This is a genomic window from Pedomonas mirosovicensis (assembly GCF_022569295.1).
Lineage (GTDB): Bacteria > Pseudomonadota > Alphaproteobacteria > Sphingomonadales > Sphingomonadaceae > Pedomonas > Pedomonas mirosovicensis.
Genome location: NZ_JAKFIA010000002.1, coordinates 671,302 through 688,120, shown reverse-complemented (window position 1 = coordinate 688,120; position 16,819 = coordinate 671,302). Strand labels below are relative to the sequence as shown.

The 16,819-nt window shown below is 59.9% G+C and carries 12 protein-coding genes and 1 pseudogene; 3 read left to right on the top strand and 10 right to left on the bottom strand.

The window, feature by feature from the left end; translation table 11 throughout:
- Window positions 1-54 precede the first annotated feature (54 nt).
- Window positions 55-1,179, bottom strand: coding sequence for an alpha/beta fold hydrolase (locus tag L0C21_RS15795; RefSeq protein WP_259279370.1), 1,125 nt, complete (start codon window positions 1,177-1,179; stop codon window positions 55-57).
- 114 nt (window positions 1,180-1,293) lie between these two features.
- Entirely contained in the window at window positions 1,294-2,031 is a 738-nt protein-coding gene (locus L0C21_RS15790; protein WP_259279369.1) for a Crp/Fnr family transcriptional regulator, read from the bottom strand.
- Between the two features lie 276 nt (window positions 2,032-2,307).
- Here L0C21_RS15790 and hemN point away from each other — a divergent pair, with 276 nt between their 5' ends.
- Window positions 2,308-3,663, top strand: coding sequence for an oxygen-independent coproporphyrinogen III oxidase (gene hemN / locus L0C21_RS15785; RefSeq protein WP_259279368.1), 1,356 nt, complete (start codon window positions 2,308-2,310; stop codon window positions 3,661-3,663).
- 36 nt (window positions 3,664-3,699) lie between these two features.
- Here the strand turns inward: hemN and L0C21_RS17065 are convergent.
- Window positions 3,700-3,867: pseudogene (locus tag L0C21_RS17065) on the bottom strand (PEP/pyruvate-binding domain-containing protein); the annotation flags it as partial.
- Window positions 3,868-3,914: 47 nt separating this feature from the next.
- Here L0C21_RS17065 and L0C21_RS15775 point away from each other — a divergent pair.
- Entirely contained in the window at window positions 3,915-4,946 is a 1,032-nt protein-coding gene (locus L0C21_RS15775; protein ID WP_259279367.1) for a 2-hydroxyacid dehydrogenase, read from the top strand.
- On the opposite strand, the gene L0C21_RS15770 is transcribed toward L0C21_RS15775, so the two are convergent.
- Window positions 4,943-5,749, bottom strand: a complete 807-nt coding sequence (locus tag L0C21_RS15770) for a universal stress protein (protein ID WP_259279366.1) — start codon at window positions 5,747-5,749, stop codon at window positions 4,943-4,945. The two genes, L0C21_RS15775 and L0C21_RS15770, sit on opposite strands and share 4 nt — an antisense overlap.
- A 548-nt stretch (window positions 5,750-6,297) precedes the next feature.
- Between L0C21_RS15770 and aqpZ the strand changes: the two genes are divergently transcribed.
- Window positions 6,298-7,041, top strand: coding sequence for an aquaporin Z (aqpZ, locus tag L0C21_RS15765; RefSeq protein ID WP_259279365.1), 744 nt, complete (start codon window positions 6,298-6,300; stop codon window positions 7,039-7,041).
- A 174-nt stretch (window positions 7,042-7,215) separates the two neighbouring features.
- Here aqpZ and L0C21_RS15760 read toward each other — a convergent pair whose 3' ends face one another.
- The 6 genes from L0C21_RS15760 to L0C21_RS15735 form a co-directional block, all read right to left on the bottom strand.
- Complete coding sequence (locus L0C21_RS15760) at window positions 7,216-8,178, bottom strand: dihydrodipicolinate synthase family protein (RefSeq protein ID WP_259279364.1); 963 nt, start codon at window positions 8,176-8,178, stop codon at window positions 7,216-7,218.
- Between the two features lie 215 nt (window positions 8,179-8,393).
- The gene (locus tag L0C21_RS15755; RefSeq protein ID WP_259279363.1) at window positions 8,394-9,389 is read right to left on the bottom strand and encodes a glycoside hydrolase; all 996 of its coding nucleotides are present in this window, start codon (window positions 9,387-9,389) and stop codon (window positions 8,394-8,396) included.
- 24 nt (window positions 9,390-9,413) lie between these two features.
- Window positions 9,414-10,565, bottom strand: coding sequence for a TonB-dependent receptor domain-containing protein (locus L0C21_RS15750; protein ID WP_259279362.1), 1,152 nt, complete (start codon window positions 10,563-10,565; stop codon window positions 9,414-9,416).
- Window positions 10,507-12,354 carry a TonB-dependent receptor plug domain-containing protein gene (locus tag L0C21_RS15745; protein ID WP_259279361.1) on the bottom strand — a complete coding sequence of 616 codons (1,848 nt, stop codon included), beginning with the start codon at window positions 12,352-12,354 and terminating at the stop codon, window positions 10,507-10,509. Before L0C21_RS15745 ends, L0C21_RS15750 begins: the two co-directional genes overlap by 59 nt.
- Window positions 12,355-12,566: 212 nt before the next feature.
- Window positions 12,567-14,135 carry a family 43 glycosylhydrolase gene (locus L0C21_RS15740; protein ID WP_259279360.1) on the bottom strand — a complete coding sequence of 523 codons (1,569 nt, stop codon included), beginning with the start codon at window positions 14,133-14,135 and terminating at the stop codon, window positions 12,567-12,569.
- A 69-nt stretch (window positions 14,136-14,204) separates the two neighbouring features.
- Window positions 14,205-16,583, bottom strand: a complete 2,379-nt coding sequence (locus L0C21_RS15735; RefSeq protein WP_259279359.1) for a glycoside hydrolase family 127 protein — start codon at window positions 16,581-16,583, stop codon at window positions 14,205-14,207.
- Window positions 16,584-16,819 lie beyond the last annotated feature (236 nt).

Here is a 16,819-nt window from a genome sequence, read left to right as displayed (position 1 = left end):
CCGGAGGAATGTTCCTGTCAGAACACCCGCGGAGCAGCCGTCCGATGGCCGACGTCAACCATCGTTTTTGCCACCTTTCCCTTCGCTGGCGAGTGGCAGAACATCCTGCAGGAGAGCCGCGAACACGCGGCCCGGCTCCTCCACCATTGGTAGATGGGCGGAATGCTCAAACCACACGATCTCTTTCTTCGGCGCTTTGAGTTGCTCCATCCACCCGGCAGTAATGGATGAAGGCGTCGTATAGTCATGCCGGCCGAGGAACATGATTACCGGCACATCCATCTTGCGGACGTCCTGAAAGGACATATCGGCCAGGCGCGGCCAGAGCGTGGTGACGGTGAAGACGCTGCCATCCGCCCAGGCTTGGCGATCAGCGGGGGTATACTCGGGCGAGAGCCGGGGTGCGCGCAGGTAGAAGTTGGCGTTCTCCCGATAGGCAGCCAGCGAACCATAGGGAATGGCATATTTCCGCCAGCCGTCCGCCTGATCGATAGTGAAGGGCCCGGCATCCGGATAGGGTCGCAGGGCCTCAATGGCCCGCACTGCTTCCGCGTTACCTCCCTCGCGGGCACGCTTCAACGTCCAGGCCATGCCAACCCGTTCGTTCTCCCGCACATTGATAAACTGGCCCATCCCGACGTAAGCGTAAAGCAGATCGGGCCGCGCCGCTGCAACGGAAAGGCCGACGGCCGATCCCCAACTGTGGCCCAGCACGAACACCTTCTTCTTGCCATAGCGGGCACGCAACAGCTCGATCAGTTCGATGGCGTCGTCGCGATAGCGCTCAAGAGTCAGGGTTGGCGCAATCTCTTCTGGGTCGTTGAGGCGGTAGGACTTACCCGCGCCCCGCTGATCCCACTGAACCACGGTGAAATAATCCTCCCATGGCCGCTGGAAGGACCAGGCGATAGGCATTTCCACCGCGCCCGGCCCGCCATGGATGAACAGCAAAATGGGATTGTCTCGGTCCGCGCCACGCACGCTGATCGCCTGCTTTGCGCCGCCAAGCGTTGCCACGAATTCTTCCTGCACGCCATTAGGCGTGACGATCCTATTAATATCCGCAATGATCTCACGGCCAGGAGCATAGGGATCCGCCGTTGGCGTGGTCTGGGCAATCACGTCCATGGGAAGGGCAAGGGTAAGCGCGGCAATGGCCGCAACGCGGGTAAGGCGCATGTCGTCTCCTAACTCAAAGGGCTGTCGGCAACATGGGCCCAGGTTAGGCGTAAAATTATAGAAGCTAAAGCATAAATCATTGCGAAGGCGCAGCGATAGCTCTCCGGCTATCCATCAAGCGCAGACGCAGCCCGGCACGTTCGTTTCACCCGCTGTAATATCCTCAAGACGCTCTAAATCGAGAATTTCGATCCGCTGGGTACTGGCCAGGCGAATGAGCTTCTGCGCCTTCATGGCGCTCAGCTCCCGGCTGATGGTCTCGATCCGTAATCCAAGATAGTCGCCGATATCAGTGCGGGACATAGGCAGAAAAACTTCCCGTGCATTGGACTTCGTTGTGCTGCCGGAATCCTGCTCGCGGCCGGCAAGCATGAGCAGGAAGGAGGCGATCCGCTCGGCGGCGGACTTGCGCCCGAGCCGGAGCACTTGCTGGCGGGCGGCGGCCAGCTCATGAGCGGCAAGGGCATAGAGTCGCCGCTCCAGTTGCGGATGAATGGCCGCAAAGGCTTCGAACCGCGCCGAGGAGAAACGACAGATTTCAACCGGGGTAACCGCCTCGGCGGAAAAGGAATGCCCTTCTTCCAGCGTAAGCCCGAGAAAATCGCCGGGGAATAAAAAGTCCGCGATCTGCCGGCGTCCGTCCGGCAGCATCTTGGTCAACCGCAGCGTACCACGCGCCAAGCTGTAAACACTGCGGGCCGGATCGCCCTCGTAGAACAGGGTCTCGCCCGCCGCCAGGCGCATTGTCGCTCCGCTTTTGCGGAAGGTCTTCAGTTCGTCATTCTCCAGGACGCTGCAGATGGCCCTGCAGCGTGCGGCGCAATCGCCGCACGGATGGCCTGCCTCCAGCATGGGAGCCGGCTGATTGAACTGGGCAGGGAGCTGCATGATAGACACGGGATACCGTTGCCTCAACTGATGCGCCAGGCAAGCGCAGGGCCGCCTGGACGCCTTGTCATCGTTTTCCCTCCCTTGCCAACTTCCAAGGCAGAAGGAAATTGCTCCAAGTGACGCAGCCGAGGCGTGCCCTGGTAGCGATGAAAGCACACGCGGCCATGATCCAGATCAAGGCAGCCGCCTGCGCCATAGCCTAGTGCGGGCGAGCAAACGCCGAGGAGAGACAGGGATATGACCCCGGATGTCGTGCTGCGCTACGCTGACCGCCTTCTGCCCCGCTACACCAGCTATCCGACCGCCCCCCACTTCACACCAGCTATTGGCGCGGATGACTACACGACATGGCTGGCAACTGTGCCGGAGATCGCGAGCCTGTCACTCTATTTCCATGTGCCGTTCTGCCGATCGATGTGCTGGTACTGTGGCTGCCACACCAGCGTGACCCGGCGCGACGGACCGATTGCCCGCTACATGGACGCCCTGCGGGAAGAGGTTATCCTTGTGGCGCGGCAGCTTGGGAATAAGCGGGGCGTCACGCACATCCATTTCGGTGGAGGTACGCCAACCCTGATGCATCCGGAGGATTTTCTTGGCCTCATGGAACTGGCGCACGCCCACTTTCCTATTGCGGCGGAGGCGGAGATTGCCATTGAAATTGACCCACGTACCTTAACGCCTGAGATGATTGCTGCGCTTGCTTCTGGCGGCGTGACCCGCGCCAGCCTCGGCGTGCAGAGTTTCGATGAAAAGGTTCAGCGCACCATCAATCGGGTGCAAACCTTTGGGCAGACAGCGTGGGCGGCCGAGAGCTTGCGTCTTGCCGGCATTCGCGTCCTTAACCTGGACCTACTCTATGGTCTGCCGGAGCAAACCGTCTCCTCCTGCCGACAGACAGCCGAACAGGCGCTGGCGCTTATGCCAGATCGGTTGGCAGTCTTCGGCTATGCCCATGTGCCCAGCTTCAAGCCGCACCAGCGCAAGTTCATGACCGCAATCCTGCCCGATGGCCCGGAACGTCATGCCCAGGCCGAGGAGATCGCCGCAACGCTTGAAGCAGCGGGCTACGAGCGCATTGGCCTAGACCACTATGCTCGCCCCCAGGACCCGCTGGCTGTGGCCGCAAAGGCTGGCACCCTGCGCCGCAATTTTCAGGGCTATACTACGGACAGCGCTGAGGTGCTGATTGGTTTTGGCGCCTCCTCCATCGGCCGTCTGCCCACGGGGTTTGTACAAAATGCAGTCACAACAAGCGACTATCTGCGTGCAATAAAGGCAGGCGCGCTGGCAACGGGGAAAGGTTACCGCTTTACGGCGGAAGACAGGCTGCGGGCTGCTGTGATCGAGCGGGTGATGTGCGACTATGCCGTAGATCTGGATGCGATGTGCCAGGCGTACGATGCCGATCCGGACGCGCTGCTCGCCACCGCCGCCCCGATGATCGATATGCTGGTTGCTGACGGCATTGCGGAGCGGCAGTTTCGCACGATCCGCGTGCGCCATGAAGCCCGGCCACTGGTGCGAGCCGTGGCAGCGGCATTCGACCAGTTTCTCGGACAGGGCTCGGCTCGCCATGCCCGTGCCGTGTAATCCGAAATTGGGAGTGGATAGCCGCGCTCCACGCGCATTGAGAAACGTTTGCTGCTGTCCCGCAAAGCTGGCGCCCGGCAGATCCTCGGCACTTGCGCTGCTACGCATCGCGAGGGCCAGTTCATGGTAGGAAGAGCAAATGACATCCGCCAGGAAGGTGTCCTCAAGGCTCAAGGAACCGGACGATCCAGCGGCTGGGAACATGGAATAAGGACCTTGCGTTCGGCCCTGCGGCAGGAACGGAGGACGCCATGGATGTCGCGATATTCAGCGCTAAGCAGTATGACAGGCGTTTCCTAACCGCGGCCAACCAGAGCAGTTTTCACAAGCTCGCCTTCCTCGAGCCCCGTCTTTCTCAGGAAACCGTCAATTTAGCTGCCGGCAGCAAGGCGGCCTGCGCCTTCGTCAATGACGATATAAGCGCCCCTGTGCTGCAGGTGCTTTCAGACCTTGGCGTGCGTCTGGTTGCCCTGCGCTGCGCCGGTTTTAACAATGTGGATCTGAACGCCGCAGCCCGGCTCGGCATCGTGATCGCCCGCGTTCCCGCCTATTCTCCCAACGCAGTGGCTGAGCATGCAGTTGCTCTGATGCTCACGCTCAATCGCAAAACTCACAGGGCCTTCAATCGCATACGGGAAGGAAACTTTGCCCTTGATGGCCTGCTCGGCTACAATATGGCTGGTAAAACCGTCGGGGTCATCGGCACAGGCCGGATCGGCCTTACTGCCGCCCGCATCCTCACCGGTTTCGGCTGTCGGGTCATTGCCAGCGACCCGGCACCAAATACGGACTGTGTCAAACTTGGCGTGCATTACCTGCCGCTCGATGAGGTGATTGGTCAGGCGGACATCATCACGCTTCACTGTCCGCTGACGCCTGAGACCCGTCATCTTATCAATGCCGGTACGATTGCGCGGATGAAACCGGGCATAATGCTGATTAATACGAGCCGGGGGGCTGTCATTGACACCCAGGCGATCATCCAGGGGCTGAAAACGGGGCAGATCGGCCAGCTGGGCCTGGACGTCTATGAGGAGGAAGCGGATCTGTTCTTTGAGGATCTGTCGGAACGGGCCATCCGCGATGATTTGTTCGCCCGCCTGATTACCTTTCCCAATGTATTGATCACCGGCCACCAGGGCTTCTTCACCGCTGAGGCCATGTCGGCCATCGCCGCGACTACGATCGGAAACATTACCGCTTTTGAAACAGACGGCCGCCCTCTGCATCCGGTCTCGGTGGAACGGTTAGCAAGCCACAGCGGAACTGCCAGCGCCACCTAGTGCGCTATCAAAATGGGAACAGGGCTGTTGGCCAGCATTTCGCGCGTTACGCCGCCGAGAAGGAGTTCCCGCGCCCGACTGTGTCCATATGCTCCCATGACGACGTAGCCTGCTTGAAAGGTACCAAGCGCCTCTAAGAGGGAGGCGCTGATCGGCTGGCCGATGTCGGGCAGATTGACCACCTGCGATTGCAACCGATGATGCGCCAAATACTCCTGGGCATGCTCTGCTTTCGCGTCCGTTTTCTCTTGGCCAACCGTTACGATGGCAATCATGGTTGCAGCTCTCAGCAGTTCCAAGGCGCCCCGGATGGCATGACTGCACTGAGCGCTGCCATCCCAAGCGATGAGCGCCGGCCCTGCGGCATTGAACGTGGCGTCGGTGGCGGGAATGGCAAGCACAGGCACCTGCATACGTGACACCACTTCTCCTGCCGAGGGCGTCGCGCCATTCAGCACCGATGGCTGACGGGTGGCACTCAGCAACACAAGATCGACAAGACGGGCCCGATCGACAAGCGTGCGAACCGGGTCGCCATCGAGGGCACGGTAGCGCCAGCTGACGCCTGTAGCCCCAAGCCGCGCCTCCACAGCGGCCCTTAGCGTGCCTTTGTGCCGCTGCGCTTCTGTCGCCTTGCTGGCCAGCAGATCCGCCGCTCCGAACGGCTCGTTCGACATCAACGGCAGATTTGCCGTCACCTGCAGACACTCAATATGGCCGCCACAAACGCGCGCCAATTCCAGCGCAACCCGGCAACGCAACTCCGTCGTCGCATCCGTGTCAACATACAGGAGAGTGTCCATGGATTTGGCTCCCGCTGGGCGCCTCCCACAGGCACCGTGGAGGCCACCATCTCAGACGAACAGACACCGCCACTCCTGCGAAGAGAAGTAACGTAATCCCTGCCGGTTCCCGCATCTTGGCTGAATATCTTGGCCCTCGCATCGCATTCCATGGCGTGGCGAAGATTCCATTAAGGTTGTACCAGCTACCATGTGCGAAAGCTGGATTTGTTAGAAAAAGACACACCTAGCAGTAGAACAGGCACTGAGCGAGGCGATCCGCTCTTCGACTGTATTCTTCTTGACCCCAAACCAATCTGGATCAGTATTTCGTACTGTATCGGTCGCGTCGCTTCCTTCTAACAGGAGGCTGCGATGATTTTTCAAATACTTCGTTCTGTCCCTGTCTTTCCGGAGCCGGTGCCACGCGAGGCAAGCTGGTCGCAGCGGTCTGCCTGGCCTTGTACACAGCAAATGTTCGGCTGGCCACTGTCGATGACCAGCCAGCGATACGGTCTTCTTTAGCCTGTGTGCCTGGATTCTTCTTCCAGAGAGAAAAGGAGAGAGCAATGCATATCGGCAGGCGCATGGCAGCAGAAGCGATTGGCACCTTCTGGCTGGTTTTGGGAGGGTGCGGCAGCGCGGTATTGGCCGCCGCCTTTCCGGAGGTCGGCATCGGCCTCCTCGGCGTCTCGCTGGCCTTCGGACTGACCGTGCTAACGATGGCCTATTCGATTGGCCACATCTCCGGCTGCCATCTCAATCCCGCGGTCACGCTCGGCCTGTGGGCAGGTGGCCGTTTTCCCGTGCGCGACGTCCTGCCCTATATGATTGCTCAGGTCATCGGAGCGATTGTAGCGGCAGCCTTTTTGCTCACCATCGCCACAGGCAACCCTACATTCGATCTCACTGTATCGGGCCTTGCTCAGAACGGCTATGGCGACGCTTCGCCCGGCAACTACGGGCTACTCTCGGCTCTGTTGATCGAGTTGGTGCTGACGGCTGGCTTTCTGATCGTAATTCTCGGCTCGACGGACGACCGCGCACCCCATGGATTCGCGCCAATCGCTATCGGCCTTGCCTTAACGCTCATCCACCTCATCAGCATTCCGGTGACCAATACTTCGGTCAATCCGGCGCGCAGCACCGGCCCGGCTCTGATGGTCGGCGGTGTTGCTCTGCAGCAGCTTTGGCTATTCTGGGCCGCACCACTGGTCGGCGGCAGCATCGGTGGGTTGCTCTACCGGACTTTATTCATCCAGGCGCCCATCAAACCCGACATCGTTGGCACAGCCGGGGATACGCCTCGCTAATCTCCGGCGTTGACCCTGCTCCCGTCATCGGCCAGTGCGGTTGCCCGCACAATCCGAGGAGCCCGCCTGTGACCCGAGATCAGCCGGCATGGTCCTCTGCCTTCTTTTTACTATGAATATAAAGAAAGGGCCCTCCCGATAGGAGGGCCCTTCTTGTCTCCGGTCAGCTTACGCTTAGGGCTTGCACTTCTGCACAGCACCCGGAAGCTTGCTCCACTCGGCGTACCAGGTGCCGAAGAGCTTGAGCTGCGCCTCGACATAACCGCGCTGGCTTTCCGTCAGCGCATCGGTTTCGTTGAAGTGGAGCGCGTACTCCTTGTCTCCCTTCAGCACCATCATGTGCTTGAAGTAGAGGACCAGGTCCGGACCTTCATCGAAGGAGGACAGCACGGCCAGGGCCTGCTCCAGTTCCAGTGCGCGCTGGCGGGCATCCACATCGCCGGCAGCAGCAGCCTGCGACAGGTTGCACAGGTGGATAACTTCCTTCGGCAGCACATTGCCGATACCGGTGATGGCACCGGTTGCACCACAGTTCACGAAACCATGGAACACTGTCGTGTCGACGCCGATCATCAGCGACACGTCGTCGTCGCGGCTGGTGATGTTCTCAGCGGCATAGCGCATGTCGGCGGCGCCACCGAACTCCTTGAAGCCGATCAGGTTCGGATGCTCGGCGCGCAGCGCGAAGAACAGGTCAGCGCGCGTGGCAAAACCATAATAGGGGCTGTTGTAGATGACCGCCGGCAGGTCAGGCGCCGCAGACAGGATCGCCTTGAAGTGGGCTTTCTGGGCGATGATCGACGGGCCCCGCGACAGAACCCGCGGGATGACCATCAGGCCCTGAGCGCCAACCTTCTGTGCATGCGCGGCGTGGGCAACGGCCGAAGCGGTGTTCACGGCGCCCGTACCGACGATCACCGGAATGCCGGCCTTCACCAGGCGCTCGACGCCTTCCATGCGCTGCGCGTCCGTCAGGAGCGGCCAGTCACCCATCGAACCGCAGTAGACGACGGCCGACATCCCCTGAGCGATCAGCTCCTTGCCCTTGCGGACAAGAGCATCGAAGTCGGGAGTGCGATCCTCCTTGCAAGGAGTCATGAGCGCTGGAATAACACCGGAGAAAATCTTGGCTTTCATTTCTGACCGTCCTGTTGGCCTGGCAAGTCGCAGGCTTCAAAACCATATCGTGAGCGCACCAATCGTGCTCTCGAAGCGGACAATAGTATTTCGTATACGATCTGTCGACAGGAATTTGACGGTGTTTTGCATAATGTGCGCGCTCCCATCAAACCGCCTGTCGGCCTCCGCCAGCCGACTGTTGTAATTCAACAACACTCTGTGCCCTTACGTGCTCAACCTGATACACGCATCCGAAGAGCGTCCACAGCACCAAACATGCTTCTGCACTCGCCATTCTTCGGGATGGAGGGCACATTGAACCGCGCCGGATGGAGATAAAAGACGTCCGCCTTTATGTGGTGGCGATCGCCGTAAACCTCTCCCAGCACCGCGTAGAGCGCCGGATCATAGCGCCTCAGATCTTCATCCGAGGCCACCGTCACCCCGTTAGACTTGAAAACCTTGTTGGAGTTGAACCAGTACTGCGTACCTTCGGCCCAGTATTCTTGGATAGTCACCGCCGAGTAGCTGTACTTCCACAGCCCCTTTTCCATGGCTGCATCATAAGCCTTCTGGACACGCTGGTAGAGTTCCGGGTCAGCCGTTTTGACTGCCGACAGGATATTATGCGAGAATTCATGCAGCAGGATGTTCTCGCCAAAATATTTGGTGCCCGGAGTGCCGAGAATGTTCTCTGCAGCGCCTGTTGTGAAGGTGCCGCCCATGCCCCGTGCGCGCCCGTTCCAGTATTCGCGGTCGGTCATCGCCGCTATCTGGCTGTAGAATTGCTTTTCGCAGCGCGTGAGCCGGGGATCGTCGGGCGCAGGCTTCTTCCAGTCACGCATCTCGGGCAGATCCATCGTCCCTTCGTCGATCGCCATAATACCGACGCGTGCGCCTTTGCGGACCAACTCGCGGCGGACATCAGGGCGCTCGATCAAGGCCGCATTGACGATATCACGCGCGATCAACAACGCGGCATCGGGCACCTTGGATGATGAAACAATAGGGATGCCCTCTGCATCGACGTACTTTTGATAAAACGGATCGAGGCCGAGCGTCGATGGCGGCGTTTGAATAAGGAAGCGCTCATAGGTCAACACCAGCGCCGGCCCTGTCGGCACATTGCGTGACCTCCAGGCTTCCACCTGGGCCTGTTCTGCAGCGGCGGCGCCCGCAGCGGTGCCAAGAAGCACCGCTGCGGCCAGCAACATAGGACACTTGGGCATGAACGCCTCCCCTTTATCCACAGATTATCGGATGACGCGCAGGCCGACGAAGAACGTCCGCCCGATGGAGTCATAGACACCCGCCTGGTATCCGAGCTCAAAGTTCGCGCCGCCAGCTTCTGCGCCTGGAATACGCGGCGGATCCCTGTCGAACAGGTTCCGCAGACCGCCGTAGAGCTCAACATTGTCCGTCAGATTCACCCGGCCCGACAGGTCATGGTAGAATACGTTGGGTGTTTTCAGCGGGTGGTAGAGCTCGGCGGTTGCCGTCGATGTCGGCTTCATCGGACCGAAGTGGCGCACCGCCCACGTGATCGAGAAATCATCGTGGCTGTAAGTGGTGCGGACAACGCCCTTCCACTTGGGCGAGCCGAACACACCAGCCGACTTGGTGACGTTGGTGGGATCCGCCGGATCAAGCGTGAAATCGCGCTTCAAGAGCCGGCCATAGGCGGCATCAATAGAGATGCTGCCGCTGTTGCCGCCAAGTCCCAGGTCCGAAAGCTCGACCTGATAATTCAGGGCAAAATCGATACCACGCGTCAGGAACCGCGACAGATTCATCTTCTGGGTGACAACCGATTCCAGATTGCCGTCCGCGTCCCGACTGATCAGCGGACAGAACGGATTGTCGAGCGTCGGCATGTCGACACACTTCTCGATCAAGGTCTGCGCCCCGAATTCGGCAATCGCCCCGCGCAGGTCGATGTTGTAATAGTCGACGGTCAGGGTGAGGCCCGGCACAAAGCGCGGCTGGATAACGGCGCCAATCGTCAGAGTCTTGGCCGTCTCGACGCCAAGATCGAGATTACCCTTGCTGATGATGTCGCGATACAACCAGTAGGTGTCTTTGTCGCTGGGGTTCAGCAGCGCGCAGTTGGCAGCGGTGTATTCGGTACGCGTCGCGCGATTTTCCAGATTCCAGGTGTTGCAGGGATCGGTAACCCACAACCCTGAAATACTGCTGGTCGTGAACAGCTCGCCGATGTTGGGCGCGCGCACCGCCTGGCCATAGGTGGTGCGGAAGCGAATGTCTCGCACGGGAGCCCATTCCGCGCCAAGCTTGTACGTCGTTGTCGTGCCTGCTGTGGTATAATCCGACAGACGCACCGCACCGTCAATCGAGAGCGTCTCGGCGAAAGGCACATCCGAGAGAGATCGGTATGTGGAGCTCACCGAAGACCTCCTTGACGCTATAGCCGCCGACCAGCGGGGTCGCCGTCGAGCCGATGGTCGGATCGAACGCCGGATTGGTCGGGTCAAGCTCCGGAGCAACGCCGATGTCATTGCGCTCCTTTCGGTATTCAGCGCCGAGCACGAGCTGGACCGCACCACCGGGCAGATCGAAAAGCCCGCCGCTGACATAGCCCGAGACCACGTGCTGCGTGAGGGTCGAAATCGCAGGACCAGCATCGTACTGGATGTAGTCGATCATCTCCTGCGTGAGCGGCTTGAACGGATTGAGGGCAACGCAGCCGTTGCTCGGGTCCGTCAGGGTGCTGCGGCAGATGGCGTTGCCCGCGGCATCGCTCGTAGAATCGATCGCGTCGTAGAAACGGTTCATGGCCGTACCGTTGACGCTCATCTCCTTCTGACGGCTCCTGCCGTAGGAGTAGTAGGACGAATAATTCCAGTCGTGATTAAAGAGGCTGAAATCGCCCTCCAGGCTCGTAACGAGCTGGTAGAGCTTCCGGTCATAACGATTTCGCGCAGTGCCAAGCTCATCGAAGCGGCGCGAGAAATTCACAGGAGCATCAATGGCGCCGCCATTGGCCGCGCGCATCTCGTCGGTGATAAAGGGACTGTCGGCCGGTATGGTATCGGTGCCAAAGGCCGTCAACGGCGCATAGGCGGCCTCAGCCTTGTTGTGCGAATATTCGCCGCTGATCGAGAGCTTCAGCGCCTTGTCGAATTCGTAGTTCACGGCAAGGCGAGTCGAGAGCCGGTCGGACGGCACCGTGAGATAGTAGGCGTCATAACGCCCACCGTATTCACCGCCATCCGTCAACAGTGTTCCGATGCTCGCGGGGTCGGAGAGATCCACTTCCCCACGGTTCACGAAGCCGCCCGGGCCCAACTGGGGGGCACGCAACACGCCTTCATCGGTGAAGGTGTAGAGCTTGCCGCCCAGGATCACATGCGCGTACCGCGAATTGTTAACGTTGCGAACGCCGTCCTGGATCGTATAGGGCTCCGATGTGCTCGAACGCGAATAGATGGGATATCCGCCTGCAGTCCAGGGGCGATCCTCGCCGGATACGGTGTTCGGTGACGTCTCGTAGAAGCCGTAAACAGTCACATTGCCGCGGCCATCCGCGAAGTTTTTACCAGCCAGAAAATCGAAGCTGTATTCGTCCAGGTCACCGCGGGTTGAATTGCTGTACTGCCCGCCGGCATCGATGCCTTCGAAATCCTTTTTCAAGATGAAGTTTGCAACGCCTGCGACTGCATCGGCACCGTAAAGCGCCGATGCGCCGCCGGTGACAATTTCGACCCGCTCGACCAGGCTCGAGGGGATTGTGCTGATATCAACAGCGGACGTGCCGGGAATGGCTGGCACGCGCCGACGGCTATCCACCAGGACCAGCGTGCGCTGTGTGCCAAGACCGCGGAGGTCCAAAGCATTGATGCCCGCGTTGCCAGCCAGATTACTGGTCTGGTCGGTCTGGGTGATGGCAAGGCCGGGCAGTTCATTGACAACGTTTGCGATTTCCGTTTGACCGGTCGCGCGAATGGCCTCGGCGCCGACAACGGCAATCGGCGCGGGGCTGTCCAGGCTGCTGCGGCGGATACGCGAGCCGGTCACAACAATCTGCTCGACCGATCCGCTGTCTTCTTCCATCCCTGTTTCGCTAGCAGCCACGTCGGTGTTCGCCTGCTGTGCCCAGGAGTGCGTTGTGACGAACAGTGACGTTCCGCACAGGAGCAACGCTGAGAGGCGCGTATGCCGAGAAAAAGTGCTCACTAAGATCCTCCCCCGTTAATCTACTCGTTTTATGTAGTTGTATACTATTTACTGTAGACGATTCGGGGGAGAGTCAAGCGATCCGCCTGTAAAAAACTGAATTTGGGCCTATTAACTTTCTGACAGCGTTAACAAAATTTTCCAGGGACTTGGCCCTGGCGCTCCTGTCATACGAACCTTAAGACCCGTGGAGATAGACTTGGCAGGAGCGGTTATTCGCAGGATGGTGCGGGCTGCCCGCCAGGTGGCCGAGGCGCTTGCACTTCGGGCGCAAGCACTTCCCATTCCTGAACCGCAAGGCCTGCACGGTTGCCATCATTGCCTGATGCTGTCAGCACCGCACGGAGGCAGCGCGTCGTGATGGGCGGGAAGCGCACGTCCTGAAACTTGCCTGGCTTGGTACCATAGCGCTCAGGGCTGAGAATGGGCTTCCAGCCGGCATTCCAATAAAATAGCTGCCATTGCTTTGGCGGCGCAATCCTTGTGTCCGATCCGGTCGGCTGGTCGGCCCAAAACCAGATGCGCGAGCCGTTGATGGTGACTGGTTGGTCCCAACGATACTCAATCCACTGGTGACTAGGGTTATCTGGTGTCCAGCTTCCCCACATATCGGGCGGGAGCGGGGCCGGCTTGGTGATGCCGTCGTTGAGGGACTTGATCCAGTACTTCACTGGGATCGGCTCGTTGGAGGCAGCGGCCGTTGCCCTTCCAGCGATGTTCCTTGTAGGCAAAGGTACTGGTTGCGGCCGCCGGGTCGGCGTTAATAGGCGGATCGCTGGCGGCGACTGACTGTCATCGAACTCCAGCCGATCGACCGCGACGCTGCGGCGAAAATGCCCACCGCCCTTGGCATCGGCAGTATGATAGGCGAGATACCACTGTCCATTGAACGGGACTGCGCCTGGATGCGACGTCGTGGAGGAAACCGGCTTTAACACGATGCCGCGATAGGTCCATGGCCCAAGCGGCGATGATGCCGTACCGTAGGCAATACAGGCATGGTAGATCGCCGGTGTGCAGTCTGAATTGGGCCCTGCCTGATTGCCAGCATACAGCATGTAATAAATGCCGCTGCGCTTCATCAGCCAGGGCGCTTCGAAGAAGCCGGTCAGGCTGTCGACCTTCACCACCCTGCCCTTGGGCGTGACCATGTCCCGCTCGAGTTCAACTCCACGCAGCTGGCCAAACGTCCCCCAGTAGAGGTAAACTCGCCCGTCATCATCAACGAGCACAGTCGGATCGATGTTCTGGATGTGATTCGGCTCGGGCACTTGTTGGGAGACGATGGGGCCAGAAGGGTGAGCATCGACCCAGGGACCGGTTGGACTGTCCGCGACGGCAACGCCGATGGCGAACTTGTCCTTGGCCGTGCTGCTTGCCTGATGCACCGGCGCATAGAAATAAAGGCGCCCATCTGGTCCCTTGACCACCTGCCCGGCATAGGCACGGCCGGGCGTCGCCCATTTGAACACGTCTTCTGGGCGGACGACCGCCGGATAGTGTACCCAATTCCCCGATTTCGGATTGTTGGTTACGAGGAGTTGCCACTCCTTCATGATGAAGTCATTGACATCGGCCGGGGCCTCGTCGCGCCCGGCAAGGATCCATAATTTACCATCAAAGACGAAGGGAGCCGGATCGGCCGAATAATATCGGCCATCCGCGAGGATCGGGTTGCCCGGTGCGTGGACAGGTACGCCCTCGATGCGCTGCGATTGCGCCCAGGCGGCAGTCGACAACAATAGGGCCAGCAGCATGCCGGCCGACAGACTGCGCTTCATCCTTATCCCCCCGAATTTGGATTGTAGGCCGCCGTCCACCGCTCCCCCGGCAGACGGCGGCTCCCAACGTTAGGCTTTCTTCCCTGGCTTGGCGGTGAAGAGCAGTACGCCGAAGACCGGTCCTGCCGTGCTGCGATCATGCGGCAGGAAGCGGACGCGGATCTCCGATTTGCCCTTCACCAGAGCGGCCGGAACCGGATATTCGACCGTGAAGAACTCGCCCGGATGATCCGCATTCAGCGTCTGGGTCGCAAGCTTGACGCCATCGATCAGGATATCAAAGCTGCGCTTGCGCTCGTCGCCCCAGTAGGTCGCCTGCAGGATGAGCGGCTCCTTGCGGGTCTTCATCGTGAACTCGAAGAAACCGCCGCTACGCGCGTCCCGCCCCTTGCGGCCGCGATACGTGACCGGCCAGGAAACATCGGAGGCGAGATTATGGTCGCGCTCCGCCTGCATCTCGCCCAGATGCATGACATCAACCGACCGCGCCGCGATGTCGCGCAGGCGTGCCTGCTCGGCCAAGAAGGCGGTCTGCTCAACCCTCCACTCTGCTTCGCTGAAACGCTTGAAGTAGACGGCGCTGCGGCGGTCATATTGGCTGTAGAACGGCACGAAACGCAAGTTCGCCGGCCGGACAACACCTTGGGTATCATAAACCGCCCATTCCGGCGCAACGGGCGAAAAGCCGCCAAGCAGATCCGCTCCCACCAATGCCGGATCAGTGCCGGTGAACTCGTCTTTTGCCGAGCCAAGATCAGCTGCCAGAACCAGGGGCCCGCGTAGAATCGCAACCGTGCGCGGATCATCAGGCGTCGGCTCGATGCGAAGATCCAGCGGAATGGCGATCGTGAGCGAGTCGCCTTCCGCCCATTCCCGCTCGACAAGCGCATAGCCGTCGTGCACCGGCGCATTGAAAGACTGGCCGTTGACCTTGATGTCGGCGACACCATTGGCAAATCCCGGCACGCGCAGAGCAACGGGGAAGCGACCGGGACGACGCAGCCTGTAAAGCGTAATCTTGCTTTCCGGCTCGAAGGGGTAGCGGGTATCGAGAACCAGGTCGGCCCCACGTTCGGCCCAATGCGCCTGGGAGGGAATATAAAGGTTCACGATCAGCATGCCGTCGCCTTCCCAGAAGATCGACTCGCCATGCTTGGCGTGGCTTTCCATGCCGCTGCCGACGCAGCACCAGAAGGCGTCCTCGCCCGGTTGCGAATAGCCGCGCGCCGCACCCGTCATCAGCGGCGTCATATAGGTGAAGCCGCCGTGCTCGGGGTGCTGCTGCGACAGAATATGATTGAGGTGCGTACGTTCGTAATAGTCGAACAGCTCAGCGGACGGCCGCCAGCTGTAAAGCTGCCGGGTCAGCTTCAGCATGTTGTAGCTGTTGCAATGCTCGCAGGTCTGCTCGGTAATATGGCGGGAAATCTGATCCGGCTCGAAGAAATATTCGCGGTCGGCGTTTCCGCCGATTACGTAGCTGTGATGCCCGGTGACGCGCTCCCAGAAGAAGCTGGCAGCAGTCCTATCTTCTTGTGCACCCGCCACTTCATAAAGGCGGGCAAGACCGATCAACTTCGGGATTTGGGTGTTAGCATGGAAATTCGCCAGCTTGTCCTCGCGGCGCTTGAGCGGATCGAGCACGCGATGGTCATAGATGCGCTTGGCCAGCTTCAGCCAGCGCGGGTTCTTGGTGCGCGCATAAAGCTCGGCAATACTTTCGTTGAGGCCGCCATATTCGCAGGACAGCATCTTCTCGACCTGTTCGTCGTTCAGCGCGGCGAACACGCGGTCGATATAACCAGCCAGCCCCACCGCAATCGGCAGAGCCTTGTCGATGCCGCAGTAGGTCTGGGCGTCAAACAGGCCGTTGAACAGCTTGTGCCAATTATAATAAGGCACCCAGCAGCCATTAAGATCGAAGCCGGCCGAGCGAATGTCTCCAGCCATGATCTCGGCGAAGATCTCCTTGCCGTCGACAACCGTGCCGTCTTTGCGCTTTCGCGTAAAGCCGGCCACATAACCGTCGCCCTCTGCTTCCTGCACAATCGCCAGTTCATCGACAATGTAGGCAACGCGACGGCGGCACTCCTCGTCGCCTGTTTGGGCATAGGTCAGCGAAAGCGCGCTGAGATAATGGCCGAGGGTATGTCCTGCAATCGTGTCGCCTTCCCAGCCGCCATAGGCTTCAGCCTTTGGCTCCAGCCCCGCATTGGCACGATAGTTATGCAGCAGCCGATCGGGGCTGAGGGAGAGGAGATATTTGCGATTCGTCTCGACGGCATGTGCAAAGGGAGACGGCCGGAGACGAACCTGATCCAAAGGCAACGGCTTTGCTCTTGCCGGCAGCATGCTGGAAGACTCTGCCGCAAAGGCGCGTCCCGCGCTCGCCATCAGTGCCGTTGCTGCCGCTCCGATCAACAGCTGTCTGCGGCTGGGTGAAAACATAATGCGTCTCCGTTAAGATAATATACGGTATACTGATGCACGGTTAGGCTTGCGGGTCAATGGCGAACGGTCACGCACACCAGGACCAAGTTTTACGGCTCAGTGCCATGCAAAGGCGTATTTCAGCCTGAAGCTTGCTTCGCCTCTCTTTGTCGCGCATCGCAACATGGCACGCGCTGTAGAGCCGGTCCCCCTTGGCTAGTCTCAGCACCTGAATATTATACTATATACCCTTG

Coding starts and splice junctions, on each gene's coding strand:
- aqpZ (WP_259279365.1), top strand. CDS start 6,298: ATGCATATCGGCAGGCGCATGGCAGCAGAAGCGATTGGCACCTTCTGG.
- L0C21_RS15770 (WP_259279366.1), bottom strand. CDS start 5,749: ATGGACACTCTCCTGTATGTTGACACGGATGCGACGACGGAGTTGCGT.
- L0C21_RS15795 (WP_259279370.1), bottom strand. CDS start 1,179: ATGCGCCTTACCCGCGTTGCGGCCATTGCCGCGCTTACCCTTGCCCTT.
- L0C21_RS15760 (WP_259279364.1), bottom strand. CDS start 8,178: ATGAAAGCCAAGATTTTCTCCGGTGTTATTCCAGCGCTCATGACTCCT.
- L0C21_RS15755 (WP_259279363.1), bottom strand. CDS start 9,389: ATGCCCAAGTGTCCTATGTTGCTGGCCGCAGCGGTGCTTCTTGGCACC.
- L0C21_RS15740 (WP_259279360.1), bottom strand. CDS start 14,135: ATGAAGCGCAGTCTGTCGGCCGGCATGCTGCTGGCCCTATTGTTGTCG.
- L0C21_RS15735 (WP_259279359.1), bottom strand. CDS start 16,583: ATGTTTTCACCCAGCCGCAGACAGCTGTTGATCGGAGCGGCAGCAACG.
- L0C21_RS15790 (WP_259279369.1), bottom strand. CDS start 2,031: ATGCTGGAGGCAGGCCATCCGTGCGGCGATTGCGCCGCACGCTGCAGG.
- L0C21_RS15775 (WP_259279367.1), top strand. CDS start 3,915: ATGGATGTCGCGATATTCAGCGCTAAGCAGTATGACAGGCGTTTCCTA.
- hemN (WP_259279368.1), top strand. CDS start 2,308: ATGACCCCGGATGTCGTGCTGCGCTACGCTGACCGCCTTCTGCCCCGC.